23 protein-coding genes, 4 tRNA genes and 1 pseudogene are annotated in these 26501 nt (G+C 45.0%); 18 read left to right on the top strand and 10 right to left on the bottom strand.

Annotated features, from left to right (window positions below; translation table 11 throughout):
• Window positions 1-10: 10 nt before the first annotated feature.
• The 3 genes from NI466_RS08860 (at window position 11) to NI466_RS08870 (ending at window position 3110) form a co-directional block, all read left to right on the top strand.
• Window positions 11-1018, top strand: coding sequence for a DNA-directed RNA polymerase subunit alpha (locus NI466_RS08860; RefSeq protein ID WP_004281489.1), 1008 nt, complete (start codon window positions 11-13; stop codon window positions 1016-1018).
• Between the two features lie 18 nt (window positions 1019-1036).
• Entirely contained in the window at window positions 1037-1402 is a 366-nt protein-coding gene (gene rplQ, locus NI466_RS08865; protein WP_004281488.1) for a 50S ribosomal protein L17, read from the top strand.
• A 217-nt stretch (window positions 1403-1619) separates the two neighbouring features.
• Window positions 1620-3110, top strand: coding sequence for a flavin-containing monooxygenase (locus tag NI466_RS08870; protein WP_253148538.1), 1491 nt, complete (start codon window positions 1620-1622; stop codon window positions 3108-3110).
• A gap of 60 nt (window positions 3111-3170) precedes the next feature.
• Here NI466_RS08870 and NI466_RS08875 read toward each other — a convergent pair whose 3' ends face one another.
• Window positions 3171-4343, bottom strand: a complete 1173-nt coding sequence (locus NI466_RS08875; protein ID WP_253148539.1) for an acyl-CoA dehydrogenase family protein — start codon at window positions 4341-4343, stop codon at window positions 3171-3173.
• A gap of 183 nt (window positions 4344-4526) precedes the next feature.
• Here NI466_RS08875 and NI466_RS08880 point away from each other — a divergent pair, with 183 nt between their 5' ends.
• The 5 genes from NI466_RS08880 to NI466_RS08900 all read left to right on the top strand — a co-directional run bounded on the left by NI466_RS08880 (window position 4527) and on the right by NI466_RS08900 (window position 9858).
• Window positions 4527-4784, top strand: a complete 258-nt coding sequence (locus NI466_RS08880) for an FAD assembly factor SdhE (RefSeq protein ID WP_004281484.1) — start codon at window positions 4527-4529, stop codon at window positions 4782-4784.
• On the top strand, window positions 4777-5163 hold the full coding sequence (locus NI466_RS08885) for a hypothetical protein (protein ID WP_114541572.1): 387 nt from the start codon (window positions 4777-4779) through the stop codon (window positions 5161-5163). The genes NI466_RS08880 and NI466_RS08885 overlap by 8 nt, the downstream gene beginning before the upstream one ends.
• Before the next feature lie 534 nt (window positions 5164-5697).
• Complete coding sequence (locus NI466_RS08890) at window positions 5698-6738, top strand: hypothetical protein (protein WP_004732263.1); 1041 nt, start codon at window positions 5698-5700, stop codon at window positions 6736-6738.
• Window positions 6739-6805: 67 nt separating this feature from the next.
• Window positions 6806-7378: a rhombosortase gene (gene rrtA, locus NI466_RS08895; protein WP_253173353.1), complete on the top strand. Its 573-nt coding sequence runs from the start codon at window positions 6806-6808 to the stop codon at window positions 7376-7378.
• Between the two features lie 197 nt (window positions 7379-7575).
• On the top strand, window positions 7576-9858 hold the full coding sequence (locus NI466_RS08900; RefSeq protein ID WP_253148540.1) for a TRAP transporter large permease subunit: 2283 nt from the start codon (window positions 7576-7578) through the stop codon (window positions 9856-9858).
• Window positions 9859-9921: 63 nt separating this feature from the next.
• Here NI466_RS08900 and NI466_RS08905 read toward each other — a convergent pair whose 3' ends face one another.
• The 5 genes from NI466_RS08905 to rnr all read right to left on the bottom strand — a co-directional run bounded on the left by NI466_RS08905 (window position 9922) and on the right by rnr (window position 16518).
• Window positions 9922-10803 (bottom strand): DMT family transporter, encoded by an 882-nt coding sequence (locus NI466_RS08905; RefSeq protein WP_174894196.1) that lies wholly within the window; start codon window positions 10801-10803, stop codon window positions 9922-9924.
• A 55-nt stretch (window positions 10804-10858) separates the two neighbouring features.
• Window positions 10859-11293: a restriction endonuclease subunit S domain-containing protein gene (locus NI466_RS08910; protein WP_174894197.1), complete on the bottom strand. Its 435-nt coding sequence runs from the start codon at window positions 11291-11293 to the stop codon at window positions 10859-10861.
• A gap of 17 nt (window positions 11294-11310) precedes the next feature.
• Window positions 11311-11520, bottom strand: a complete 210-nt coding sequence (locus NI466_RS08915) for a YheV family putative zinc ribbon protein (protein ID WP_171054337.1) — start codon at window positions 11518-11520, stop codon at window positions 11311-11313.
• Between the two features lie 40 nt (window positions 11521-11560).
• Window positions 11561-13615, bottom strand: a complete 2055-nt coding sequence (locus NI466_RS08920) for a M3 family metallopeptidase (RefSeq protein ID WP_253173365.1) — start codon at window positions 13613-13615, stop codon at window positions 11561-11563.
• 455 nt (window positions 13616-14070) lie between these two features.
• Complete coding sequence (rnr, locus tag NI466_RS08925) at window positions 14071-16518, bottom strand: ribonuclease R (protein WP_253173354.1); 2448 nt, start codon at window positions 16516-16518, stop codon at window positions 14071-14073.
• A gap of 263 nt (window positions 16519-16781) precedes the next feature.
• Here rnr and NI466_RS08930 point away from each other — a divergent pair.
• The 5 genes and pseudogenes from NI466_RS08930 (at window position 16782) to NI466_RS08950 (ending at window position 18177) form a co-directional block, all read left to right on the top strand.
• A tRNA-Ser gene (locus NI466_RS08930) sits at window positions 16782-16871 on the top strand.
• 16 nt (window positions 16872-16887) lie between these two features.
• Window positions 16888-16964: transfer RNA gene (locus tag NI466_RS08935), tRNA-Arg, on the top strand.
• Window positions 16965-17012: 48 nt separating this feature from the next.
• A tRNA-Arg gene (locus NI466_RS08940) sits at window positions 17013-17089 on the top strand.
• Window positions 17090-17207: 118 nt separating this feature from the next.
• Window positions 17208-17813 (top strand): annotated as a pseudogene (locus tag NI466_RS08945) (dihydrofolate reductase family protein).
• Window positions 17814-18100: 287 nt separating this feature from the next.
• A tRNA-Arg gene (locus NI466_RS08950) sits at window positions 18101-18177 on the top strand.
• 106 nt (window positions 18178-18283) lie between these two features.
• On the opposite strand, the gene NI466_RS08955 is transcribed toward NI466_RS08950, so the two are convergent.
• The gene (locus NI466_RS08955) at window positions 18284-19582 is read right to left on the bottom strand and encodes an SRPBCC family protein (protein WP_253173355.1); all 1299 of its coding nucleotides are present in this window, start codon (window positions 19580-19582) and stop codon (window positions 18284-18286) included.
• Between the two features lie 158 nt (window positions 19583-19740).
• On the opposite strand from NI466_RS08955, the gene NI466_RS08960 reads away from it, so the two are divergent.
• Both NI466_RS08960 and NI466_RS08965 read left to right on the top strand, forming a co-directional pair.
• Window positions 19741-20238 (top strand): YcxB family protein, encoded by a 498-nt coding sequence (locus NI466_RS08960; protein WP_253173356.1) that lies wholly within the window; start codon window positions 19741-19743, stop codon window positions 20236-20238.
• Window positions 20239-20275: 37 nt separating this feature from the next.
• Window positions 20276-20917 carry a fumarylacetoacetate hydrolase family protein gene (locus NI466_RS08965; RefSeq protein ID WP_253173357.1) on the top strand — a complete coding sequence of 214 codons (642 nt, stop codon included), beginning with the start codon at window positions 20276-20278 and terminating at the stop codon, window positions 20915-20917.
• A 52-nt stretch (window positions 20918-20969) separates the two neighbouring features.
• On the opposite strand, the gene NI466_RS08970 is transcribed toward NI466_RS08965, so the two are convergent.
• Window positions 20970-21791: an AraC family transcriptional regulator gene (locus tag NI466_RS08970; protein ID WP_253173358.1), complete on the bottom strand. Its 822-nt coding sequence runs from the start codon at window positions 21789-21791 to the stop codon at window positions 20970-20972.
• 104 nt (window positions 21792-21895) lie between these two features.
• On the opposite strand from NI466_RS08970, the gene NI466_RS08975 reads away from it, so the two are divergent.
• Both NI466_RS08975 and yddG read left to right on the top strand, forming a co-directional pair.
• Window positions 21896-22834 carry a DMT family transporter gene (locus NI466_RS08975; protein WP_253173359.1) on the top strand — a complete coding sequence of 313 codons (939 nt, stop codon included), beginning with the start codon at window positions 21896-21898 and terminating at the stop codon, window positions 22832-22834.
• Entirely contained in the window at window positions 22831-23718 is an 888-nt protein-coding gene (yddG, locus tag NI466_RS08980; RefSeq protein ID WP_253173360.1) for an aromatic amino acid DMT transporter YddG, read from the top strand. Before NI466_RS08975 ends, yddG begins: the two co-directional genes overlap by 4 nt.
• A 29-nt stretch (window positions 23719-23747) precedes the next feature.
• Here the strand turns inward: yddG and NI466_RS08985 are convergent, their stop codons facing one another.
• Window positions 23748-24995, bottom strand: coding sequence for a YihY family inner membrane protein (locus NI466_RS08985; protein ID WP_253173366.1), 1248 nt, complete (start codon window positions 24993-24995; stop codon window positions 23748-23750).
• Window positions 24996-25108: 113 nt separating this feature from the next.
• Between NI466_RS08985 and wrbA the strand changes: the two genes are divergently transcribed.
• Window positions 25109-25705, top strand: coding sequence for an NAD(P)H:quinone oxidoreductase (gene wrbA / locus NI466_RS08990; RefSeq protein ID WP_035335293.1), 597 nt, complete (start codon window positions 25109-25111; stop codon window positions 25703-25705).
• Between the two features lie 47 nt (window positions 25706-25752).
• On the opposite strand, the gene NI466_RS08995 is transcribed toward wrbA, so the two are convergent.
• Window positions 25753-26178: a hypothetical protein gene (locus NI466_RS08995; protein ID WP_171065910.1), complete on the bottom strand. Its 426-nt coding sequence runs from the start codon at window positions 26176-26178 to the stop codon at window positions 25753-25755.
• Window positions 26179-26501: the final 323 nt, after the last annotated feature.

Below are 26501 nucleotides of genomic sequence, written 5' to 3' on the forward strand. Positions count from 1 at the left end.
AGGAAGCAATATGACGCGTACTGCAAATGAGTTTCTAACTCCGCAAGCGATCAAGGTCGAAGCGGCAAGCGGGACCTCGGCAAAAGTTATTCTAGAACCATTAGAGCGTGGCTTTGGTCATACTCTTGGTAATGCTTTACGTCGCATCCTTCTTTCTTCTCTACCTGGCGCAGCTGTGGTAGAAGTTGAGATTGAAGGGGTCGAGCACGAGTACAGTACTTTGGAAGGCTTGCAGCAGGACATCGTCGAGCTCTTGCTGAACCTAAAAGGATTGTCGATTAAGCTGTTCGATCAAAATGAAGCTTATTTAACATTAGAGAAACAAGGTGCAGGCGACGTAACTGCGGCTGACCTTCGTTTACCTCATAATGTTGAAGTGGTTAACCCTGAACATTTGATCGGTACTTTAAGTGCCTCAGGCTCATTGAAAATGCGTCTGAAAGTGGCTCAAGGTCGTGGCTACGAGACTTCTGATTCACGCTTCCCAGAAGGCGAAACTCGCCCAGTGGGTCGCTTGCAGTTAGATGCGTCTTACAGCCCAATCAAACGTGTTTCATATACCGTGGAAAACGCGCGTGTAGAACAACGTACTGACCTTGATAAACTGATCATTGATCTTGAAACTAACGGTACTGTCGATCCTGAAGAAGCGATCCGCAAAGCTGCAACTATTTTGCAGCAACAAATTGCGATCTTCGTTGACCTTCAGAAAGATCAAGCACCTGTTGCTCAAGAGCCTCGTGAAGAAGTTGACCCAATCTTGCTTCGCCCAGTAGATGATCTAGAGCTAACTGTTCGTTCTGCTAACTGTTTGAAAGCAGAAAACATTTACTACATTGGTGATCTTGTACAGCGTACCGAAGTTGAGTTGCTTAAAACTCCTAACTTGGGTAAAAAATCGCTTACTGAGATCAAAGATGTTCTGGCTTCTAAAGGCTTACAACTCGGCATGCGTTTAGAGAACTGGCCACCGGCTAGTCTCCGTATGGACGATCGTTTCGCCTATCGTAGCCGTTAATTAAGTAGGACTATCACCATGCGTCATCGTAATAGTGGTGTGAAATTAGGCCGTACAAGCAGTCATCGTAAAGCGATGTTCCAAAACATGGCTAACTCTTTGTTCGAGCACGAGTTGATCAAAACAACTGTGCCTAAAGCAAAAGAGTTACGTCGTGTAGCTGAGCCTTTAATCACTTTAGCTAAAAACGATACAGTAGCAAACCGTCGTTTGGCGTTTGCTCGTACTCGTTCAGCAGCAACTGTTGGTAAATTATTTACCGTTCTTGGCCCTCGTTACAAAGAGCGTAACGGCGGTTATCTACGTGTTCTTAAAGCGGGCTTCCGTGCAGGTGATGCTGCACCGATGGCTTACGTTGAGCTAGTAGATCGCGAAGTTAACTAATTTCGTGAAGAATAACGCAAGTTGTTCGAAAAGGTCGGTTGAATAAACCGGCCTTTTTTATTGTCTGTATATTTTAATTTAGAATGATTGAGTTCCGCATAACTGATCTGGCCTGAAAAGATAAAAAAATAGTGGCTTTTTAATGAACTTGACATTGCGTATTGTCAGTTTTGTGATTTAATAAAAACAGATAGCATCGCTTAGGTAAAAGAACAACATGGAAAAGCAGGTAGATATTTTAATTGTGGGTGCGGGGATCTCGGGGATTGGTCTGGCAGCGCATCTTTCTAAACATTGTCCACAACGCTCTTTTGAGATTATTGAACGCCGCGAAAGTATTGGCGGAACTTGGGACCTGTTTAAATATCCGGGAATCCGTTCTGATTCCGATATGTCGACTTTTGGTTTTAATTTCAAACCCTGGAAGAAAGAAAGCGTGCTTGCCGATGGCGCATCCATCAAAAATTATCTAGCTGAAGTGGTGGATGAGTTTAAGCTACAGTCGAAAATCCATTTTCAGCATCGGGTCTTAAGTGCCAATTATGATTCTACAACCTGCAAATGGTCAGTAGAGATCGAGGATGCATACGGTAAGAAGCAGATCTGGATCGCCAACTTTGTACTGGGTTGTACCGGTTATTATAATTATGATCAGGGTTTTCAGCCGGAGTTTCCAAATCAAGATGCGTTCAAAGGTGAGTTTATTCATCCGCAACATTGGCCGGAAAATTTAAACTATGAATGCAAAAAGGTGGTCATTATTGGTAGTGGTGCGACCGCGATTACCTTGGTTCCTGCGATGGTGAAAGGCGGAGCAGGACATGTGACCATGTTGCAACGTTCTCCAACTTATATTGCCTCTGTACCCTCGGTAGATTTTATTTATTCAAAAATGCGTAAATATCTGCCTGAGGAGGTCGCCTACAAGCTGACACGTGCGCGTAATATCGGCATGCAGCGCGGGATTTATGCTTTGGCACAGAAACAGCCAAAATTATTAAAATCACTTTTGCTTAAATCGGTGCAATTCCAGCTGAAAGGTAAAGTGGACATGAAGCACTTTACCCCGAATTATGAACCTTGGGATCAACGTCTCTGTGTGGTGCCGGATGGGGATCTGTTTGAAATTTTACGTGAAGGGCAGGCATCGGTTGCAACGGATCAGATAGAAACCTTGACCGAAACTGGAATTCAGCTGAAATCAGGTCAACATCTGGATGCTGATATTATTGTTTCTGCAACGGGTCTGAATATTCAAATCCTCGGCGGGATTCAGGCGACGATGGATGGTCAGCCTATCGATACCTCACAGCATATGCTGTATAGAGGCATCATGGTCAGTGATATACCAAATATGGCGCTGATTATTGGCTATATCAATGCCTCCTGGACGCTTAAAGTCGATATTGCAGCTGAGTATATTTGCCGTTTGTTGAACTATATGGATCAGCAAGGTTATGCGCAGGTGATTCCTCAGGGAGATCAGAGTGAATTGCTTCAGGATACCGTCATGGGTAGTCTTAGTTCGGGTTATATTGCCCGAGCTGCAGACGTGATGCCAAAGCAGGGTAAACATGTTCCATGGAAAGTCAGCAATAATTATCTGGCAGACCGCAAGGAACTCAAGCAGGCTTCGTTTGAAGATGGGGTGCTGAAGTTTAGAAAAAACAGCAATACTTTAAAGCATAAACCGCGTTTGGTCTCTTAAATTTATATTTTTGCATACAGAAAAAGGAGTCCTGAGAGACTCCTTTTTTATGCATCCATTTTAAAGTGAACGGGCGATGAGTTCTTTCATGATTTCGTTGGTACCGGCATAAATCCGGTTGGCACGGTTATCGATATAAGCCCGGGCAATCGGATATTCCAGAATATAACCATAGCCGCCATGCAATTGCAGGCATTCATCTACGACTTTGCTATACATTTCTGAAATCTTGTATTTGGCTGCAGCAGCGGCATCTACGCCTAGTTCGTGCTTGAGTTGCAGCTGCATACAGCGATCCAGATAAGCGCGACAGACATCGATCTCGGTACGCAGTTCTGCCAGTTTAAAACGGGTATTTTGAAAATGGCTGATGCTCTTGCCAAAAGCCTGACGTTCCTTGGTATATTTCACTGTATGGGCAAAAGCGGCTTCAGCGCCTGCCTGACAGATAATCGCCACAATCAGGCGTTCCCAAGCCAGTTCTTTCATCAGCATCATAAAGCCCATGCCTTCCAGACCGAGCAGGTTTTCTTTGGGTACCCGAACATTGTCAAAGAACAGTTCGCAGGTATCCTGGCCTTTCATGCCAATTTTATTCAGCGGCTTGCCTTTGCTAAATCCGGGACGGTCGGCTTCGACCATAATCAATGACAGATTGGCTGAACCTTTATCATTATTGCCAGTTTTACAAACCACGATGGCCATATCACAGAGATAGCCATTGGTAATAAAAATCTTGGAACCATTAATCAAGTAGTCATCGCCATCCAGTATTGCCGATGTACGCACTGCTTGCAGGTCAGAGCCAGTTCCCGGTTCGGTCATGGCGATCGCGGTGACGACTTCTCCAGACGCCATTTTGGGTAGCCATTGCTGTTTTTGAGCTTCATTACCAAAGTTCAGCAGATAATTGGCAACAATATCCGAATGCAATGAAAATCCGGTCGCTGAATCTCCGGCATAGGCCTGTTCCTCAATCAAAATCATGCTATACAGCCGGTCTACGCCAGAGCCGCCATATTCCTCAGGCATGGTAGCGCAGAGCAATCCAAGCCCACCGGATTTATTCCATAGCTCTCGATCCACATGTTGCTGACTTTCATAACGCTCGGTATGTGGAATGACTTCTTTCTCATAAAATTTACGTACCGTCTCGCGAAAAGCATCATGTTCGGTATTAAAGAGTTGGCGCGGCAGCATCGGAGCAAGTGGGCGAATGGCTGCAGATTGCATCTTGTTATTCCTTATTTTGATCTGTTTGGTTTAACTTAGGCCATGCCAAGATCAGCAGCAATGAGCGGAATGTTCAAATGACTTAAATCTGCTGATGCTTTTGGTCATTTCTATGAAATCCCTCGAAATTCAGCCAGCGCTTCAGGTAAACTATTCGGGTTTATAACGAGTTGGGGAAATTCGATGACTGATGACATCAGCTTAGAAGAGCGCAAAGTGATTTATCGTGCGCGTCGTGGTTTAAAAGAACTGGATGTATATTTTGATCCCTACGTAAAAAACCATTACCTGAATGCTGAGCCTTTCGAAAAACAGATGTTTGCAGAGCTGGTTGAGCAGGAAGACCCGGATTTGCTGGACTGGTTTATGGAAGTGTCTGAGCCGCCGCGTCCTGAACTAAAAGATTTTATCAAGAAGCTTAAATTTTACGTTCATGGATAATCGTTGCTTCAAGCTGAAACGCAGTCTGTGTGCATTGGCGTTTCAGTTTTTTATTTTTGCACTGCTGATGTATCTATTGTATCAGTTATTACCGATTGCACTTTGGGCAGTGTGTGCTGTCATAGGCTTGGTGATTTATCAGCTGTTTTACCGCAAGACTCCCCAGATCGAGCAGTTTGAATATCTGGATGGACGTGAATGGTCATTGACTGCCAAAGCACGACCTGTCCGTCGGGTATGCATTAGCCACGTGATTGATCATCAGGCGTATATTGTGGTGTATTTCCAGCATGCCAAGGCGCGACCTTTACTGATCTGGTGTGATCAATTGCCACTCAAACAATGGAAATCCTTAAAAGTATTGACTAAATTAATTTAGTTGTAAGACAAGTGCATTTGAATGATTTGCTTAAAATGCACATAAAACAAATATTTAGTCTATCACCTCATTTTTATTGTTAGACAAAAACTAAGTTTAATTCATCACTTAGAGCGATTGTCTGACAATTTAACCGCTGTGTTTTATTTTTAGCCTGTACATTTAACTCACCTACAGCAACTGGGGGAGACCGCAATGGAATTTCCAGTATGGATGTTTCTGATCGTAGCGATTGTTTTAACGCTGGTGATCGGACGACTCGGGACAGTGTTGAAGGATAAATTTTCATCTTAATCAGGCAGGGTTTATTATTTTTCTGCTTGTACAGTTAATAAGTAGCATGTGCTGAACCGTCGCAATGCTACTTTTTTTTGCCCAAAATTTGGTATTCTTCTAAATACAGTCAATTGCAGCGCGGCCATTTAATGGCAAAGTGTCTCGTCTAAATTAGAGTAAATGCTCTTTTATTCACAAAATGCTTCTGATATCTTTAGCAGAAAGATGGACATAATCACAATTATAGAGGACAGGAAAATGTCAGGCGTCCGTAAAATATGCCAAGGTATGGCGACCATTGCAATAACAACAACAGTTTTGACGGGGTGTTCTCAGGTCATTAAAACCGGTGCCAATGTTGCACTGGGTTTCACCGAAAACCATATTGTACCGCCGATTTTAGCGATGGATGATGCTGAAATGGTGTGTAATTCAGGGAATTCCTTAACACCCGCTATTATGGCAACCAAAGAAATGGGGGCGGATCCAACGCGGGTGGCCGTGCTGATGTATTCGGCTGCCGGTATTTGTGCTGAACAAAAAGCACTTGAAGCCGAGTTACGCTATTTACGTGCTTCAAAAACCAATCAGGTGGCAGAAGCCCAAGATGCCCGAATTGAGCAGAAGCGCTGGGCGGCGCTGGCGGCACAGCGTCAATATACCGGTTATCAACTGTTCCAGAGTCGCTATGAAAAAAAGTACCAAAAAGCCCTGGGTGAAGAATGCCCTCGCATGAATAGTGATATCGAGCAAACGGTTTACCTGCTGGGTATGCTCAGTGGTTTGCAGGCCATGACCAATGATATTAACTCGGGTGGTGCAGTGCATGTACCGAAAGATATTGCTGCCGTGGTCGAGCGTGGCATGGTGTGTCTGGATAACGCGAAATTCTGGGGTGCACCGAATGCCACCCGTGCGGTGATCTGGACTTTGTTGCCAGGCGCAGGGGAAGGCAAGCCTGACCCTTACCAAACATTAAAACAATCTACACAAATTGGTGAGCAAAAAGGTGTACGTTTATCTCATGCCTTGTATGCCGTAGCGGCTCAGGCCAGTGGCGATGATGCCAAAGTTCGGGATGCCTTGAAAACCTTTGCTCAGGCACGTACTGAGGAAAAGCCGGTCAATCCGCAATTCAAGCTGATCGACAGCATGGCTGCGATTATGGTCAGTGGCATATCGGATCGTTACTGGACAGAAAATACCGGTATACGTAGTGGCGATGATGGCATGCAACGTTTCTGGGATGAATCCGACAGTTCTTCCGAGCTTGATGATCTGTTCAGTGCAGATCTGTAATGCAGATACTATGTATGAATCTTCAGGGATGAAGTCAAAGTAGATTGTCAGGGAGGACAATAGGCCGATGCTAGATCAACATTTTCGACGAAAAATTATTTTTCTAGCGGCTTTTATCTCTCTCTCTGCATGTCTGCAAATTTTTCAGGATTATTTCATCTATTGGCAAGAGAGCCTGCTGGGTGAATTCTGGCGACTCTGGACAGCGCACTGGGTGCATGTGGGCTGGCTTCATTATTTCCTGAACATTCTTGCCTTTATCTGTTTACCTTTCATTTTTCCACGCGCCACCGTCTGGCATTTTTGTGCCATTTTGCTGATCTTGCCACCGTTGATCAGTTTAAGTTTTTATTTTTTCTTACCCAATATTGAAGCCTATGCCGGCCTGTCGGGCGTGCTGCATGGGGCCTATGTCGCCGTAGCCTGTATACATTTGCTGTATAAGCGGGAACGCGGCTTTGCTGCGCTGGTGTTATTTTTGATTTTTGCCAAACTGGTCTGGGAAAACACCATTGGCAATGTCGGGACGGCGCAGCTGATCGGTAGTCCGGTTTTGGTTGAGGCACATTTACTTGGGGTGATTTGGGGCGTGATTCTGGCGCTGATCTATATTGTGAGCAATTATTTTCGGGATAATTAAAGTGCAGAGATAAATAATTTACTTGGCAGAAAATACAAAAAGAAAATATAAATTGTCATTTTTATTGTGCCAATTTTCATGCAAAGTCAAAACATAGAATAAAGATCCTGACCTTTGAAAAGGAATTTTCGGGGCAGAAGGGAAGATCGGCGTCCTAGACCAAGCATCAGGCCGCTAAAATAAAAATAGGAATACACATGCAAAATGATGATCAAAACAGATCAGGATTAGGTCTGTTGCGTTATATATGGACAGAGTGGATCTCGACCTTCGTCGTGCTGGTTTTACTTTTGCTCACTTTGATTATTGGCACCGGGGAAATGATTCACGGCCAGTTGCTGCGTATGGGCGAGCGTATTTACGGCGATCCGGCAACCGGAATGCAATATTCATTTTTACGTGCTGAACCGACACGCCCCCAATGTGAACGCAATATCAATGTCGATCAGCGCGTTCAGCAGCAGATGAAAGCCGATGCAGACGATGAATATGCCGACTTCTTCGGGGTGCGTTCGGAAGCAGATGTGCGTGCTGCGGTGTTACAGGCACAGCAGGTCTGTGAAGAATCCTACCTGTTCTATGATAAAGCCATTCAACATGTGGAAGCTCATCCAAGTATTCGGGCTTATCGGACCTTTGAAACCTCTTTCTTTGGCATTTTTAAGTTTGGTACTGAAAACCGGGCTTTGCTTCTGGTCATCATGGTGGTCTTTGCTGCGATCAGTGCCACCCTAAAAACCCATCATATTGGCTTGCGTAGCCCGAGCACGCGTATCGACTTTAAAGTCTATTCAGTCGCCATGCTGGTTGCTAATGCTTTCCTGGCATTTTCATCCTATAGCCAATATCAGTCTGTATTGAACTCGGGCGTGCCGATGGGGGAGATGAAGTACATCTATTGGTTGTGGATGATTCTGTTTAGCACACTCACCTTGATCAGCCTGTATCAGGTGATCAAACAACCAAAACCAACGCGTGAGGGCGGCAGTTTTGGTCTGGCCTTTCTGAGTATACCGCTATATGCCTATATGGCCATTACTACCGGAATAAACTTTACGTTCTTTATGGATTATCCAATGGGACAGGGGATTTACCTCGGTCAATTGGTAGAGTTTTCCAGTATCTTCCTGAATCTGGCCTTGTTTATCTGGGCCGGTATGTTGCTGAAACAGACCCGTGTCGTGGACATGTTCCTGAACATTCTGCGTCCTTGGAATCTGGCACCTGAAACCCTGACCTGGCTAATCTTGCTGGCAGCGGCATTACCGACCGCCTATACTGGAGCATCAGGAATTTTCGTAATTGCCGCAGGTGCGATTATTTATAAGGAAGTCTGGAATGCGGGTGGACGCCGTCAGTTTGCACTGGCCGCCACCGCAATGTCCGGCTCAATGGGCGTAGTCTTACGTCCTTGCTTGCTGATTGTCGTGGTGGCATCTTTGAATAAAGAAGTGACCACCGACTTACTGTATCACTACGGGATTTATGTCTTCCTGCTCAGTTCGACTTTATTTCTGGTGATTTCCTTATTCTTTGCAGAAAACAAATTCCGCATTGCCGCGCCAACTGTGGCTGCGCCTCAATCCGGTCGTGCCTTTATTGCGATTATTCCTTATATCGTGATTTTTATTCTGATCTGGTTATTCTATAAATATGCTTTGTCGACTGACCTGAATGAATTTACCGCACCGGTGATGATGCCTGTAATTCTGCTGATGATTGTCTTGTTCGACAAGTTACGCCATGAACCGGCGCCGTTGCCGGCAGTGGGGCATTGGGATGAAACCTTGACCGCAACTTTAAACTCAAGATCGACACCTGAACTGGCAACAGCCGGTGCCGCGGCCAATGCAGAATATCGTGAAGCTGAACATAGCGAACAACCAGGCAAAGAACTGGTGGTTGATCATACTGTGCAGCGTTCAAAAGCGACTGAAATTTTGCGTAATGTCGGTTTCTGGAAGTCCATGCATATTTCTACTAGTGAGACCGTGGGACATATTGGTGCCTTGGTCATTCTGATGGCACTTTCAGTGAGTGTGGGTGGCTTGCTGGAACGTATTGAAATTATGGAAGCCTTCCCGACCGATATCAGCAGTACCATTCTGGTAATTTCACTGATTGTCGGCTTGATGATTTTTGTCGGGATGATTATGGATCCATTTGGCGCGGTCATTCTGATTTCCGCGACCGTTGCGCCAGTGGCCTATCAATATGGCATTCATCCGGTACATTTCTGGATGATTACCCTGATTGGTTTTGAGCTGGGTTATGTGACGCCACCGGTTGCGCTGAATCATCTGCTGGCCAGACAGTCGATTGGCGATGCCGAAGTGGCTGAAGCGGATGCAGAAGTTCGCCACCTGTCTTTCTACTACCGTTATGAACGCTGGATTCTGCCAGTGATTGTATTGCTGCCTACGATGCTGATCATTGCCTATGTGCCTTATATCTTTAAGCTGTTCGGCTGGTATCAATAAAAGAAAAGTAATAAAAAAGCACCTTAGGGTGCTTTTTTATTGTATCTAATTTGAATTCTTTGATCAGATATTAGATGAATTCAGGCGCTTGTGCAGGATCGGACTACACAGCAGAATCGCACAGAAAATCAGCCCCAGCCCGATCAGGCTATATAGATCCGGAACTTCCTGCCAGAACAGAAAGCCCCACATGCCGGCAAAGAAAATCGCCACATAGTTGACTGGCCCAATTTGTCCTGCCGGAGCCAGCTTATAGGCATTGGACATAAACAGTTGGCTGAAATTGGCCAGGATGCCGGCAATAATCAGATAGCTGAGTTCTGTCAGGGTATAAGGTCGCCATAGCCAGAACATCGGAATCACGGAAATCAGGGTGCCAATAAAACAGAAGTAAAACACGATTTTTTCCGGAGAATCGGTTTTGGTCAGCGCCCGAACCGTGACAAACGCCATCGCCGCCAGAAAACTTGCACCCAAACCAATGACCGACATCAGGTTAATTAGACCCGAATCCGGTTTGGCAACACAGAGTACGCCGACGAAACCAATCAGAGCCGCGACTGACATGCTTGTGGTGATTTTTTCCTTGAGAAATAGCCAGGCAATCAAAGGAATAAAAATCGGAGAAGAGTAGGTGAATACCATGGCATTGGAGAGTTTTAAATGCGCGATGGCATAGAAAAAGCCGTACATGGCAGTCAGGCCGACCACTGCGCGCCAGGTGTGCATCCACAGTTTTTCAGTTTTGAAAAAACCAATGCCTTTATTGAAAATGAAGGGCAGGAAGATAAACAGCCCGACAAAATTGCGAAAGAAGACCACGGTGGCGTTATCAACCGTTGCTGAGGCATAACGGATACACACGCCCATGACTGAAAAGAGAAAAGCAGAGCAGGTCAGTAACAGAATGGCTTTAAGCAGATGCGGAGCGGCTGGGGGAGACATGGAAACAACTGAGCTAGAAGATCTGACGATATTCTAGCTGAAATGCTGTCGAGATTTACTGGCTTTGAGCAAATTGTGCTTCAAGTAACTTGATCTGTTCCTCTTTCAGTTGGATCAACTGGTCGGCATCGCTATGCTGCGCATCCAGTGTGGCTTTTTGTTCATTGAGCTGAACTTGGATATCATCTAATTTAGCCACTTCTTCTTTGGCCAAACTGGCATTCTCCGGCACTGGTGCATCTAACAGCTGATCTGATACCAGTGCTTTAGCTTCGATCGCCTCAGCTGCTTTCGCTGCCGCCGTATCTTCTTCAGTTTTCGCCGCAGGTTTTGCTGCCGGAACAGCCGCGATATCTTCCTGATGCATGCGTTCCGCTTCACCGGAAGAGGCATTCAACCACTGATATAGCAATACCAATGCAACGACAGTAACTAAAGCCCCCATAATCCCCATTAAAAGTTTGGGGTTATTTCTTTGTTCTACTGACATAGCTTGAACCTTGATTTTTATTTTACTGAACGAGGTTTAAACTGAATCACGCCAACTTCATCTGGAACAGCTGGTGTTTCTGGTTGGTCAACATGTGTGGGACGATTTTCTTCATAACCACATTCAATACATTCGATCCATTCATCTTCACCAGAGGTCAGCATGACAACGCGATCTAACGCCTGACATTTTGGACATTTTGCGCCTGCAATGAAACGACGTTTAATGGTCATCATACTCACCTTGTGATCAACTTAAAAAGCTAGTTTAAGCGTTTTTAGAGGGGTTCGTCCAACCTTGATGACGCAGCAATGCATCTATTTTTGGCTCGCGTCCGCGGAAATTGATAAATGCGTCAAGTGCTGTGTCTTTTCCGCCAACTGCGAGGATATTTTCCCGAAACTGCTTTCCGGTAGTGGTATTAAAAATACCTTCATCTTCAAAGCGGTCGAAGGCATCACTGGCCAAAACTTCGGCCCATTTATAGGAATAATATCCCGCTGCATAACCACCGGCAAAAATATGACTGAAGCTGTGCTGGAAACGGTTATAGTCGGTGGTCGGTAGAACCGCATATTTTTCACGGATCTCATTCAAAGTAGCCTGAACCTGTGCTGCATTTAAAGCCGGATTGGCTCGGTGAATACTCAGGTCAAACAGGGCAAATTCAAGCTGACGCAGGGTTTGCATGCCAGACTGGAAGAAACGTGCATCCAGCAGGGCTTTCAGCAGTTCAGCCGGCAAAGATTCTTGGGTTTCTATGTGCTCGCTGAGCAGATCCAGACTTTCCTGATCCCAAGCCCAGAATTCCATAAATTGGCTTGGCAGCTCGACCGCATCCCACGCCACGCCATGGGTACCTGCCACGGCAATATTGTCTACTTCTGTCAGCATATGATGCAGGCCATGACCAAATTCATGGAACAAGGTGATGACTTCATCATGGGTCAGCAGTGCAGGGCGATTGCCGACAGGTGGAGTAAAGTTACCGACCATATAGCAAATCGGTTTTTGCAGGCCATCACTGGTCTGCATACGGGAACGGAAACCGCTCATCCAGGCACCGCCACGTTTGCCCTGGCGTGCATACAGGTCAAAATAGAAACCGCCAATCACCTGACCCTGATCTTCCAGTTCAAAATAACGTGCATCCGGATGCCATACAGGCGCTTCACGTTCAATCACCTGAATGCCATACAGACGATTCACAATACTGAACAGACCTTGCAGGATTTTCGGTGCAGGAAAGTAAGGTTTCAGCGCTTCCTGTGACAGGTTAAATTGCTGCATTTTCAGCTTTTCAGAATAATAGCCGCTGTCCCAAGGTTGCAGATCACGGATGCCATCTTCAGCAGCAATCGCTTTCAGTTCAGCAATTTCTTGCTCTGCCGGTGCGCGGGCATGTTCTGCCAGTTCATGCAAGAATTCATCTACTGCCTCTACACTTGGTGCCATTTTACTGGCTAAGGATAATTCCGCATAATTATTAAAGCCAAGCAGTTTTGCCATTTCTAGACGCAGACTGAGAATTTCTTCGATCAATACAGTATTGTCAAACTCGCTCTGTTCAGCCTGATCTGACGCGCGAGTAGTATAAGCTTTATACAGTTCTTCACGCAGAGGACGATTTTCTGAATGGGTCATGATCGCCAGATAAGACGGGAAATCCAGCGTAGCCACCGGTTGATCCAGCTCGCGTTGCTGACCATATTGTTTTAACAGCTCAATATTACTGGTAGATAGACCCGCTAACTCATCTTCATTCAGCGGTCTGAAATAGGCCTGAGTCGCATCCAGCACATGGTTGGAGAAGTCGGAAGATAATTGGGATAGACGCGCAGAAATTTCCGCATAACGTTTTTTCGCTTCACCTTCCAAAGCCACCCCAGACAGTTTGAAATCACGCAAGGCCAGTTTAATGGCGCTTCGCTGTGCTGCCGGTAGTTCATTATAAATCGACGCATCATAAATATGCTGATAAGTCTGATACAGCGCCGTATGTTGACCCAGTTGCGTATAATATTCGCTAAGACCCGGTAAAAGTGCTTGATAGACATCACGGGTTTCGGCATTGTTCATCACGGCATTTAAATGCGACAGGATGCCCCAAGACTCACTCATATTGTTTTCAAGCGTGTCGACATGTTCCAAGGTAGTCAGCTGCTCCTGTACTGAAGTAGGCGTTTCGGTGAGTTCATTCAGGAATTTTTGTCCCTCAGCAATACAGCTTTCAATCTTTTGTTTTATCTCAGCCAGCGTAATCTGATCAAATTGCGGAACAGGCAAAGTTGCCTTTTCTAAAGTCATGTCGGTCTGCCAAATTAATTTTCAGTGTTAGTTCTAGAAGTAAGGCTTCTTGATCGAGAAATCAAGCTTGACCGGTGATTTATTCTGAAGCAGGAGGTATCGAGATTTATTCAATCTCGTTCACAATGATGTCCAAGCTACTTTTACTAATGTTGAGTTATAGTTCAACTGATTGGTGTTGCTCGCTGAAACTCCGAAACAGATAGTTTAAGAATAGGCAGAATTCCATAGTCTGTTTCAAAGAAATAGGAAATATGTCTTTGCAGATTTTTGAATTTCACTGCTTGAGTGTAGATCAAAATAGGAGGCAGTTTTCCTGTCAGTTTTGTTTAGAAATAGGGAAGGTACCTGATCAGACTGATCTAAGTTGATGATTCGATGCGGTAAGTATTTTACTCTAATCGTATTTATTCTGGATAAGGTTTAAAAGAAAAAAGAGCGCCGTAGCGCTCTTTTTAAACCATCAAAAATTATTCAGTCTTGGCTTTTGCATTCGACTTTTTCTTTTTGACCTTGGCCTTTTTCTTTACTTTATCTTTAACCTTTGCTTCAGACTTTCCTGCAGATGGTTTAGCAGACTTTTTACTGTAAGAGCTGGGTTTTCCTTTTCCTTTTTTGCGTCGTATGGGTTGTTCTCCATCGGCGCTCAAGTTGGATTTAGATTCACGTTCATTATTGCCAAACACTTCTTCTGTCGCTGCTGGACGTGATACTGGTTTTTTCTCACTCACGCGCGGTGCACGGGCACGAACTGCACGGCCGGCATGACTGAGTTGTTGCACCAGTTCAAAGTCGATCTTACGTTCTTCCAGATTGACACCGGCAACCTTGATTTTGACTTCATCACCCAGACCAAAGACCTGACCACGGTTCTGGCCGATCAGATTCTGGCTGCTTTGATCAAAGACAAAGAAGTCATCACCTAGCTGGCTGACATGCACCATACCATCGACATACAGATCTTTTAACGTGACAAACAGGCCAAATTCTGCCGTTGCACTAATAATGCCGACAAATTCTTCGCCCAGATGCTGCTGCATATAATGACATTTCAACCAGGTCGTCACCGAGCGCGACGCTTCATCTGCACGACGTTCTGTGGCAGAGAAATGGTCACCAGCTTCATCTAAAGCACCGCCTGAAAGCGGAGATGGCTTGTTATTTAAATGTGCTTTGATTGCACGATGCAATAACAAATCCGGATAACGGCGAATTGGTGAAGTGAAATGTGTATAGGCTTCATAAGCCAGACCATAATGGCCTGCATTACTCGCACCATAGTAAGCCTGCATCATGGAGCGTAATAACACGGCATGAATACTTGGTGCATCAATCCGTTCTTTGGTCGCTTCAATCACCGCCTGATAATCTTTCTGAGTCGGCTGTTCCGGGAAATTCAAACCCAGCAGCTTGACGAAGTCACGAACTTTCTGGATACGCGAGAACTCAGGTGGCTCATGCACGCGGTACAACATTGGCATTTCATTTTTCAATGCATATTCTGCGGCTGCGACGTTGGCCAACAACATACATTCTTCAATCAGCTTATGTGCATCATTACGGCTACGCGGCAAAATTTCTTTAATTCCGCCTAGTTCGTCGAAAGTCATGTAAGTTTCAACAGTTTCAAATTCCATGGCATGACGTTCAGCACGTAAACCTTTAAGAACTTGATAAAGCTGGAACAGAGTGTTGATCGACTTGCGAACTTCACGGTCTTCGGTAATCGCCTGGCTGTCGCCTTCCAGATACTGTGCGACCTGATCATAGGTCAAACGTGCCTTGGAATGCATGACAGACGGATAGAACTCAAAACCGGTGACTCGGCCAGCACGTGACAGTTTTAAATCACAGACCATACATAGGCGGTCAACGTTCGGATTTAACGAACACAGGCCATTCGACAATGCTTCAGGCAGCATCGGTAAAACGAAGTGCGGGAAGTAGACTGACGTCCCGCGTTCCTGCGCTTCATCATCTAGCGGTTTGCCTGGACGTACATAATGGCTGACATCGGCAATGGCCACGACCACACGATAGCCACCACCCGGACGTTTTTCGGCATAAACCGCATCATCGAAGTCACGTGCATCTTCACCATCAATGGTGACCAAGGCTAAATCACGCAGATCAATACGACCTTCACGGTCTTTGGCCGTTGGCTCTTTAAAGCTTTCGGCTTCTTTAACCACTTCTTCCGGGAATTCATAAGGCAAACCATATTCTAAAATGGTTTGTGGAATGATGATTTCAGTATCGGCCTTGTCCGCCATGGACTGCACAATATGTCCGGTCGCGAATTCTTCACGGGTCGGATAAGTATCAATCGCCACACGAATCGAATCACCCAGATTGACTTGGGCATGTTCAATCAGTTCTTTTTCAAGGGTGATTGGCTGATGCGCATTCGGGTTGGCCGGCTGGATAAAGTATTCACCATCATACTCTGACACTTTACCAATGATCTGTTTGACACGATGCTGCACAACTTCAGTAATATAGCCCCAGGCCTTACCTTTACGGTCTACCGAAGTCTGACGCACTTTAACGCGGTCACCATTAAAGACCAGGCGCAGTTCACGCTCAGCCAATAATAGGTCGTCCTGGCCGGAAATGTTGGCAGTTCCCATCCCTCGGGAATTGATATAAACCGTCGCTTCGGATTCAGGTTGCTCGACGGCAATCTGAAACTTGTAGCCGTCTTTCATCAGTTGCCCGTCACGCACCATCGCAATTAAACGATGGCTCAGGGCATCAATACTTTTTTGATCTGCAATTTCAAAATGTTCGACCAGGTCTGCATGGGACTGGGCATTGTTCTTTTCGATGGTTTCTAAAATGAGCGTGCGGCTAGGGATAGGGTTGTCATAACGTTCGGCTTCAGCTTTTGCTTCAGGATCGACCCAGTTTTTCATCATGTCTTTAAATTTATCTTAGGAGATAGGTTTAGCATAAAACATGTGTGCGCAGACTGCACGTAAATGATTGCAATAATCCATTTAAGTTTTCAATTTTCTGTTAATTTTCGATAACTGGAAATTTATGCAGTTTTTTTGCCATCAAAATGCACGAAAAATCGAGGAATTGCTTAAAAAGTATTTAAACGAGCAAAAATATGCACTTTTTTTTGATGCTGCGCTTGCAGTGCCATGCCGAAATTTGTATTATGGCCGCACGTTACGGTGAGATGGGTGAGTGGCTGAAACCACGTCCCTGCTAAGGACGCATACGGGTAACTGTATCGAGGGTTCGAATCCCTCTCTCACCGCCACGCTTACTTACGTCGCGCGCTCATAGCTCAGCTGGATAGAGCACTTGGCTACGAACTAAGGGGTCGGGAGTTCGAATCTCTCTGAGCGCACCAAGTAAGTTAAGCAGAAAAACGTATCGCCAACCTAGGCACACAAGTTACGCGCTCATAGCTCAGCTGGATAGAGCACTTGGCTACGAACTAAGGGGTCGGGAGTTCGAATCTCTCTGAGCGCACCAACTTGAACAATTAACCGCACATTTTGCGGTTTTTTTGTGCCTAAAATTTACAGAAACACCAGACATCACGTGCTAAAAATAAGTCTCAGGCGAGTGAATAAAAATAAAGGCAGTCGTGATGAGAAAAATCATTGTCCAGGAGTTTTTGACCCTCGATGGCGTGATGCAGGGGCCCGGCGGCCCAGAAGAAGATATATCTGGTGGCTTTCAATATGGTGGCTGGGTGGCGCCGTATTTTAATGCGGAACCTGATCCGGCATTTGATGTCATTATGCAAAAATGGATGCAGCCCTCCGATATTCTTTTAGGGAAACATACTTTTCAGATTTTTGAATCTTACTGGCCCACACATACTGAAGACTGGCCGGGAATCAATGACGTCAATAAATATATTCTTTCTACTAGTCTGGAGCATTCCGACTGGTAAAATACCCTTTTTCTGAAAAGCATTGATGAGATAATCAATCTTAAAGCATCCGGAGAGGGGGATATTCGCGTGTATGGTAGTGCTGCAGTCGTACAGACACTTTTCAAATATGAGCTTGTGGACGAACTTCGTCTGCTGACTTTTCCAATTATACTCGGTGTTGGCAAACGCCTGTTTAGCCATGAATCAATACCCGCCGCTTTTCAATTGATAGATCATCTGGCCAGCTCAAATGGTATTGTGTTTACGCATTATCAAAGGGCAGGAGAAGTAAAGACTGGAACAATAGGCGAGTGATAAAGAATACAAGGGTGACGGTCGTTTTATATTTGAATTCTATTCTGGCTGGATACTTGGTTGAGAATACTTAAAGTTGACCCATTGCGTGGTGCAGGAATTTTTTGGAAAATCCGGCTTCTTGGTTGAATTAATTAAGTGCTTTTAGCTCTAAATCCGTAAAAGTTTTCAGTAGAAAACTATAAATTTTGATACATCGTTTAATTACTGTACATTCAGTTGTGATTTTATTAAAAAACACTTAACAAGACTGAAAAAGCTCGTATAATGCACCCCATCAAGACGTCGCGCTCATAGCTCAGCTGGATAGAGCACTTGGCTACGAACTAAGGGGTCGGGAGTTCGAATCTCTCTGAGCGCACCAATCTTGATAAGAATTCTGAAAAAACCGCACGTTGATGCGGTTTTTTTTACGTCTGTGATTTTTAACTGTTTTTCATATAAAAAACCAATAACTCTCTGCTTCCTGCTCATCTTAATTTCTGCTGCACTTTCAGTGCATAAACGGTATTGCCACCTATCGCGGGTAAAACATCATGATAAGGCATACTGCGCATGGCTCTTAATAAGAACGGTGCCTGATCGTGAATTTTCATACTGCTAGTAATTTGAAATAAGGTACCTTGTGACTGCGGCAATAGGCGCATGCCACCTTTCACAAACTTCAAGTCACCGCCATTGGCATTAAACTGGTTTTGCAGGGCATCAGGCTGGTAAAAACGCATCTTGAAGTTAAATGGAATCTGAATCACCCCTAAACCAACCGACACCTTATAGTTGGCATCTATATTCTGAGGATTGACCGGGTTCAGTTCGACTTTCTTGATCTGCCGGGGAAAAAGTTGCTGGGTGGCTTCAGCTGCCAACCACGGTCGTAATTTTTCGACCGGATGCGAAAAATATTGATAGGTGCTGCTAAATCTTAAATTTTCTGAAGTTTTTCCTTCTTTGACCTGATAGTTCGGCAAAATGAAACTGACCGGTTGCCCTGATTTTTGGCTGATCTGGGCAATTTTTTGTAGCTGTTGAGGGTTGAATTTCAGTTGCGGAATCGGAGTTGCTAGTGCTGTTGTATGCTCGGTTTTAAAGCGTTGTTGCAGTGCTTCTAGCAGAAATGCATTGGTGCTCGGCGGAATGCCAAGTTTGGCTTCAGGCAGCGCATTCAGGATTTTACTGAATAAAAAGCCTTTGGGCTGGTTTAGGTCGCCCCATTGGGTGACAGTCACCAGCGTTCTATGCGGACCCAGTGCAAACCATTCCAGTTTTCCCGCACCATAGGGAATTGGTGCATCGATAATTAAGGTGCTGATGCTGTTTTCGCCCAGATGATGTTGCATCACTACGGTTTCTTTAAAGTTCAAGACCGAAATCGGGGTCGGGATATGAACCTGATATTTGACCTGCTGAATCGAACCCTGCTGCTCCAGCACTTTGGCTGACTTTAAGGTCGGAAACAGACCCACATAATTCGGATAATGGCGCAGCAATTTTTCAACTTGAGCTTCAGCCACAGGCAATATCACAGCCGCACTATAAAACTGTGTCTTGCTGGCTGCATTACTGTTTAAGGTGGGAAGCTGGGTTTTAGTCGAGGGATGCGCATAAATCAGAATTCGCTCGCCGGTTAATTCTGCCAGTTGCTGGGCATTGCCCTGATAAGCACTCAGACTGCTCGGCAGTTCGGCATTCCAGGGAATGATTTTGGCCAGTGCTGGAGCAGAAACTGCCAAACAAACACCGATGAGCATGCATTGCTTTAATCCTTTCATTCAACATCCTGTTGCGTATTTTTTGTTTTAATTGCTGTTTATTTAAAACCAAATGTACGTATTTCCAAAGCAAAGTTATGTAATTGATGCGACAGGCCATAAGCGCTATGGATATTTTGGTATAGTATTGGGCAAGATTTTATTTTTGATGTGATGCTATGACTGAGTCAGCACCGACTTTATCGACCCGTTATTTTCTGACTTTAGAAGAATCTCAGGATGGTTTTGCCCTGGCGACGTTTGGTAAAAAGCAGATTTCACGTTTTCTGACCCCTTTGGTCAGTATCGGGATCATCATCTGGGGTTTCTCGATGGGCTTTGATGGCGTCGGACGTTATTACGTGGCTTTGGGCGCATTCTTTCTGCTCCTGCAAGGCATCATGCGTTACTGGTTCCTGCCGATGATGTTTAAACGCCAGTTTGTTAAATATCAGTTTGGTAAAAGCGAACAGGGCATTGATCTGTATCAGGACTATGCGGAAATTTTTAATAATGAGCGTAGTAAGCTGGTGCCGTATAGCGAAGTGCAGAATTTTGCTGTTGGTAAACTGACTTATATGCTGGAATTGAAAAACCGTACCGTGGTTATTGTGCCGAAGCGTGCATTTAAGGACGCCACTGAACAGAGTATGTTCGAGCATACATTTAAAAAATAATTCAGATATCTATAAAAGGAAAAGGGAAGTTTTGATCATGAGCACACGTCCATCCAAAATCGTTTGTGTGGGTCGCAGTTATGCCGATCATGCCAAAGAACTCGGCAATGCGATCCCTGATCGTCCGGTATTGTTTATCAAGCCACCGAGTGCCTTAAGTTCGCTCGAAGCAGGCATTGAATGGAATCCGGAATGGGGCAATTGTCATTATGAATGTGAACTCAGCTTGCGTATTGACCGGACTTTAAGCAAAGAAAGCGATCCTCTGAAAGCACTTAAAGCTGTGGGTGCGGTGACTTTAGGTCTGGACTTAACTTTGCGTGATTTACAGGATGATCTCAAGAAAAAAGGCCAGTCTTGGGAACGTGCCAAAGCCTTTGATGGTTCTTGTTTGTTGTCGGACTGGGTGCCTGTCGCCGATGTAGTCACGGACTGGAAAGATGTGCATTACACACTCGAAGTCAATGATGAGCTGCGTCAAAAAGGCGATACTGCATTATTGATATTTGATATTGCGACGTTGCTGGCTGACATCAGTCAGGTCTTTACTTTGGAAGAAGGGGATGTGGTGATGACCGGTACCCCGGCAGGCGTTGCGGCATTGCATTCAGGCGATCAACTGAAAATGACGCTGAAGGGGCAGGCTCAGGATTATGTCTGGACGACTTTTGTGAAATAACCAAGATTTTGAATCAAAGGAGCCAATGGGCTCCTTTTTCATATGCATAATTTTAATCATTAACAGTATAACGCTTGCGAAACTGATCAGGGGTGCTTCCCATCCAGCGTTTAAACATGTTGATAAATGCCGAGGCATTGGCATAGCCCAGATCAAAGGCAATGCTTTCAACGCTATGACCTGAATTTAATAAAGACATGGCCTGCATCACTTTCAGGCGTTGCCGCCATTCATGTAGTGACATTCCCAGTTCTTTCTGGCTATATCGCGCTAGCGTCCGCTCGGTTAAATTGACGCGTTCTGCCAGTTGCTGCAGCGAGCTCTGATCTGCCGGATGCTGATGTAAATAATCTAAAATCTGTTTCAGCAATGCATGTTCTGAATGCGGTAAATAACTGCTGACCAGTTGGGCTTGCTGCAGCTGATCGAGCAGCACCTGTAGCAGACGCTGATATTCAGCTGAATTCTCGAATCCCGGATGGTCTTGCTGATGCAGTTGTTTCAGGTGGGTGAATAAAGCGGTGACCAGAGGTGCACTGAGCAGGATGCCGGGTTGGGTGGGCAGTTGGCTGCATAGTGATTCATGCACATACAGGGTGCCATGAGAAACTGCGGTACGGTTCAGACCACGATGTTCTAAATTTGGCGGGAGCCAGATGCCGTGAGGTGAAGGTGTCACATAATTTATATGATTAATATTCACTTCCATCACGCCATGAAAAGCATAGACAAATTCTCCCCAGGCATGGCCATGCAGCGGATAAACAGATTGCGCAGGATCCTCCCTGAAGCTGATCCACAGAGGTGCTTGAATCAGATCATGGGTCGGAAGTTGCTTGAGCGAAGCTGAATCTGCTTGGATTTTTTTATGCATCACCGAAATTGCCTGAATAACACCATCATTTGTCTGTTTTGAAGTATATCTTTTATTTCTGACACTTTTATAGTGTACCTTCCAAATGAGCAACAGGACCATATGTGAGCCAGCGTCAGGCGTTAGATGCCAAAGCATCTGCCATCATGTTTGTATTGTGTATGTTGTGGGGTTTACAACAGGTGGTATTGAAATGGGCCGCCAGTGATATTTCAGCCCTGATGCAAATTGCCTTGCGTTCAGCCTTGTCTGCGCTGATGGTTTATCCCTTGATTCAGCAGAGTGTACGCCGTCAACTCTGGAGTGCACGCTATTTACCTGCAGGATTGCTGGCCGGTGTGTTGTTTGCAACCGAATTCTATCTGATTGGTGAGGCACTGCGTTATACCTCAGCCTCGCATACGATTGTTTTACTCTATACCGCGCCAATTTTTGTGGCTTTGGGTTTGCACTGGAAATTGCCGGCAGAGCGTTTGTCTGCTGTGCAATGGGGCGGAATATTTCTCGCCTTTAGCGGCATTGTAGTCAGTTTTCTATTACGTCCACAGACAGAATCAACTTTACAAACTGATGCCGTATGGGGAGATTTTCTGGCCTTACTTGGCGGCGTATTCTGGGCAGCCACCACAGTCAGTGTACGTCTGAGCCGGCTGGCTGAAGCACCTGCAACCCAGACTTTATTCTATCAATTATTGATGGGTGGAATCCTGTTATTGCCTCTGGCTGTTCTGACTGGGCAAGCAGCTATTCAATGGACGGTGTTGTCTATTTCCAGTCTGGTTTTTCATACCGTGCTGATTTCCTTTGCCAGTTATCTGATCTGGTTCTGGATGCTGAAGCATTATCTGGCATCGCGTCTAGGGGTATTTTCCTTTTTGACCCCTGTATTCGGCATGGTGTTCGGCGTATTGATTCTGGATGAACATATCGAAATCAATTTTATTATCGGCACCTGTATGGTCATGCTGGGTGTGATTCTAGTGAGTTTGCAGGGATGGCTGAAAAAACCGAATATCAATAAAAGCATTCAAGAGCAAGCATGAAAATCTGGTCTGTAAATTTAGCGACTTGGATTGGTCTGTCTTCTATTCTGATCTGGGCCAGTCTGGTCGCCGTAGTGAAACTGATTACTGAATCTACAAGTGCAGTGCAGGGGATTGCTTTAATTTATAGTTTTAGCAGTCTGGCGATTCTGGCATTCACCGGCTTTCCAAAAATCACGCAAATGTCCAAGCGTTATCTGCTCGGTTGTGGCGCTTTATTTGTGGCTTATGAGATTCTATTTCTGGTTGCTGTGGCATGGTCGGATAATCGTGAACAGGTGATGCTGATTGCCATGATCAATTATCTGTGGCCACCCTTGATGATTGTTTTTTCGATTTTTGCCCGACAGTTGCAGGCCCGCCTCTGGGTGATTCCAGGCTTTCTGCTCGCTGTGATGGGACTGATGCTGGTGGTCAATCCAGAAATCACTAATCTGCCGAAGTTTATGCAGGTTTTAGCTGAAAATCCTTGGGCTTATGGCTTTGCCTTTCTCGGCGCTTTGTTATGGCCTTGCTATTGCGTTCTGACCAGAACCTACGGCCGCGGACAAAATGGTGTACCGATTTTCTTTTTGGTCGCTGTAATCAGCTTATGGCTCTTACATTTAGGATTAAATGAACCTTTTATCATGCCCACATTCAAGCTATGGCTGGGAATTGCAGTGGTGGGAAGTCTGATTGGTATCGCCTATAGCAACTGGAATCAGAGTATGCAATTCGGCAATATCAAGGTGCTGATTTTAGCTACCTATTTTATACCGATTCTTTCTTCAGTCATGTCCATGCTGATTCTGGATGTCAGACCCGAACTCAGTTTCTGGATCGGGACTGCCTTGGTAAGCGTGGGTGCGATTGTTTGTTGGAAATCTACCGCTATCAGTTAAAAAAAATCCTCTCAAGCGAGAGGATTTTTTTATTTATGTCGGAACAGTTCGGACAATGGAAAATTGAGTTTTTCTTCCAGATATTGGTCGGTTTCCTGTAATCTAGGTGAGAAATTTTGCATCCAGATATCATCAGTCTGGGCATTGGTGAGATGGTTTTTACGTGGCAGTGGATAGGGCAATTGCAGATAAAAATTCCAGAAGCTGACCTGATCCAGATCACGAACCAGCACATATTCATTCTCATCGGTGCGTTTGATCAGATTCTGCTTTTCAAACATGGTGACATAGCTCGGCCAGCGGCCAATTTCATCCCGGCCCAGCACTTCAAGCGCTTGTGCTTCACTGATGCTTTCACCGGTTTTCTGTTTTTTATAAAAGAGTTCTAACAGATCCAGCAGCAGGACGATCGGATGACGTTTATTGTCCTGCCCAGATTCAAACGCCGTCAGGGCATAACTGATTTCAACGCCCAATAACACAATAATCCACGACAGATAAATCCAGAGCAGAAAAATCGGCACAGCGGCAAAAGCGCCATAGACAATTTCATAACTGGTGAAGTTTGACATGATATAGCCGAACAGGTTTTTCAACAGCTCAAACACCACGGCACTAAACAGACCGGCAATAAAGGCAGATTTAAGCGGTACACTACGATTCGGGATGGTCCAGTTCAAAATGAAAAATCCGAGTACAGTCAAAGAAAATGAAATAGCCCAGAGAACAAAGGCACCATCCAGCTCATAACCGGCAAAGTTATTGCTGAGAATACTCATGGATGCCACGGTCGAAGAAATCACAAACGCACTGCCCAGTAAAATCGGCCCTAGCGAAATGATGGTCCAGTAACGCATAAAGCCCATAATTCCGCCCCGTGTTTCAGTCACGCGCCAAATACGGTTAAACACCGTTTCGATGCTACTGAGCATCAATACTGTCGTCACGAACAAGAACAGAATACCAATGATGGTGAGATTGCTGGATTTATCGGTAAAGGCATTCAGGGCTTTATCAAAGGCAATGGTGGTTTTGGGTAAAAAATTACTATAGATCAACTGCTGCAGTTGTTGCCGCGCAGGTTCCAGCGCTTTAATGGAAGAGATAATTACCAGAAAAACCGTCAGCATCGGCACCACCGCAAACAGGGTAGTGTAGGTCAGGGAACCTGCCTGTTCGCGACAGCGGTCTGCTTCAAAGCGTCGAAGTACAAATAAAACAAATTGAAACCAGTGTTTTTCATAGAAAGGTAATTTCTTTAAATACTTAACAATCATCTGCATCCAATCTCAATTTTTTTAATCATCATGAATTTTCACCATCAGCTTAACCAAAAAACTTGCAAAGTATCGTATAGTTTTATTTTTTTAAGTAATGAATAAGAACCATGATGCAACCTTATGTCCTTGTTTTATATTACAGCAAATATGGCTCAACCAAAGAAATGGCGCATCTGATTGCCAATGGAATTGAAGCGGCAGGCGTGGCAGTAAAAATCAGGACAGTTCCAAATATATCCAGCATGGTAAAAGTCGCTGAACCGAGTATTCCGGCGGAAGGGGATATTTACTGTACTCTGGACGATCTGGCGCAATGTGCCGGCCTGGCGCTTGGTTCACCGACCCGTTTTGGCAATATGGCCTCTGAAATGAAATATTTTTGGGATCAGACCACGAGTCTGTGGCTGAATGGAGCGCTACACGGTAAACCGGCTTGCGTGTTTACGGCATCAGGTTCCATGCATGGCGGACAGGAAAGTACTTTGCTGACCATGCTGCCGCCGTTGTTCCATCATGGCATGATGATCATGGGGCTTAGTAACGCAACACCGGCACTCTCGAATACCAAAACTGGTGGTACGCCTTATGGCGCTAGTCATGTCAGCGGCCCACGGCATGATCAGGGCTTGAGTCCGGATGAAAAAATTCTGTGTGAAGTACAAGGCAAGCGTTTAGGTGAAGTGGTACTGAAACTCAATCGAGTCTGAAAAACACTCACAGGAAATGAAGGATGAACTTCATTTCCTGAATTTTATTAGGCTTCTTTTTGATCTTTTTGATCTTTTTGATCTTTTTGATCTTTTTGATCTTTTTGATCTTTTTGATCTTTTTGACTAAATCTGTATTTGCATTTCAGACATTGATAATCCTGAAACAGATTACGGTCGACAGAAACCCCGGCTTTTTTCCCCAGAAAATTACCGACCACACCGCCGGTAATTCCGACACTGATTGCACCGACAAAAGTGCCTACGGTTCCGCCGACAATCACACCTAAAGGTCCGGCTACTGTACCAATTGCAGCGCCAATCGATGCACCCGAAGCAGCGCCACCTACAGTCCCTGCAGTTGCACCCGCTGAACTCATGAGAATGCCGCCAATTTTCTTTAAATTCTGTTCATGATCGCGCTGTTCGATATCAGCTGAGCCACATTTAGGACATTGCATAGATTGTTCCATCAAGGATTGAGATGTGCTTGTTTTAGGTTTATCGGAAATAGGATTTTTGCCCTGATCAGCACTTATTCATAACATACAACAACACACTAGATAAGTTTTGAATTCGCAAATCAGAAACATTGCATACTCACTTGATTCTAGTTGAGTTCACGCTAAAACATTGTATTTCAGCTGTAAATATATGCCTTCTTGGTTGATTAACGCAATTCTTAACCTGCCATTGAGGAAATGGCAAATCTCAAGATCATCAGAAATGTTCTTTTCTTATCATTCTAAATATTATGCTCTTAGCTCTTAGAAAGACTATTTCTGGAGTTAAGATG

This window comes from Acinetobacter lwoffii, from assembly GCF_024129595.1.
Classification (GTDB): domain Bacteria; phylum Pseudomonadota; class Gammaproteobacteria; order Pseudomonadales; family Moraxellaceae; genus Acinetobacter; species Acinetobacter lwoffii_O.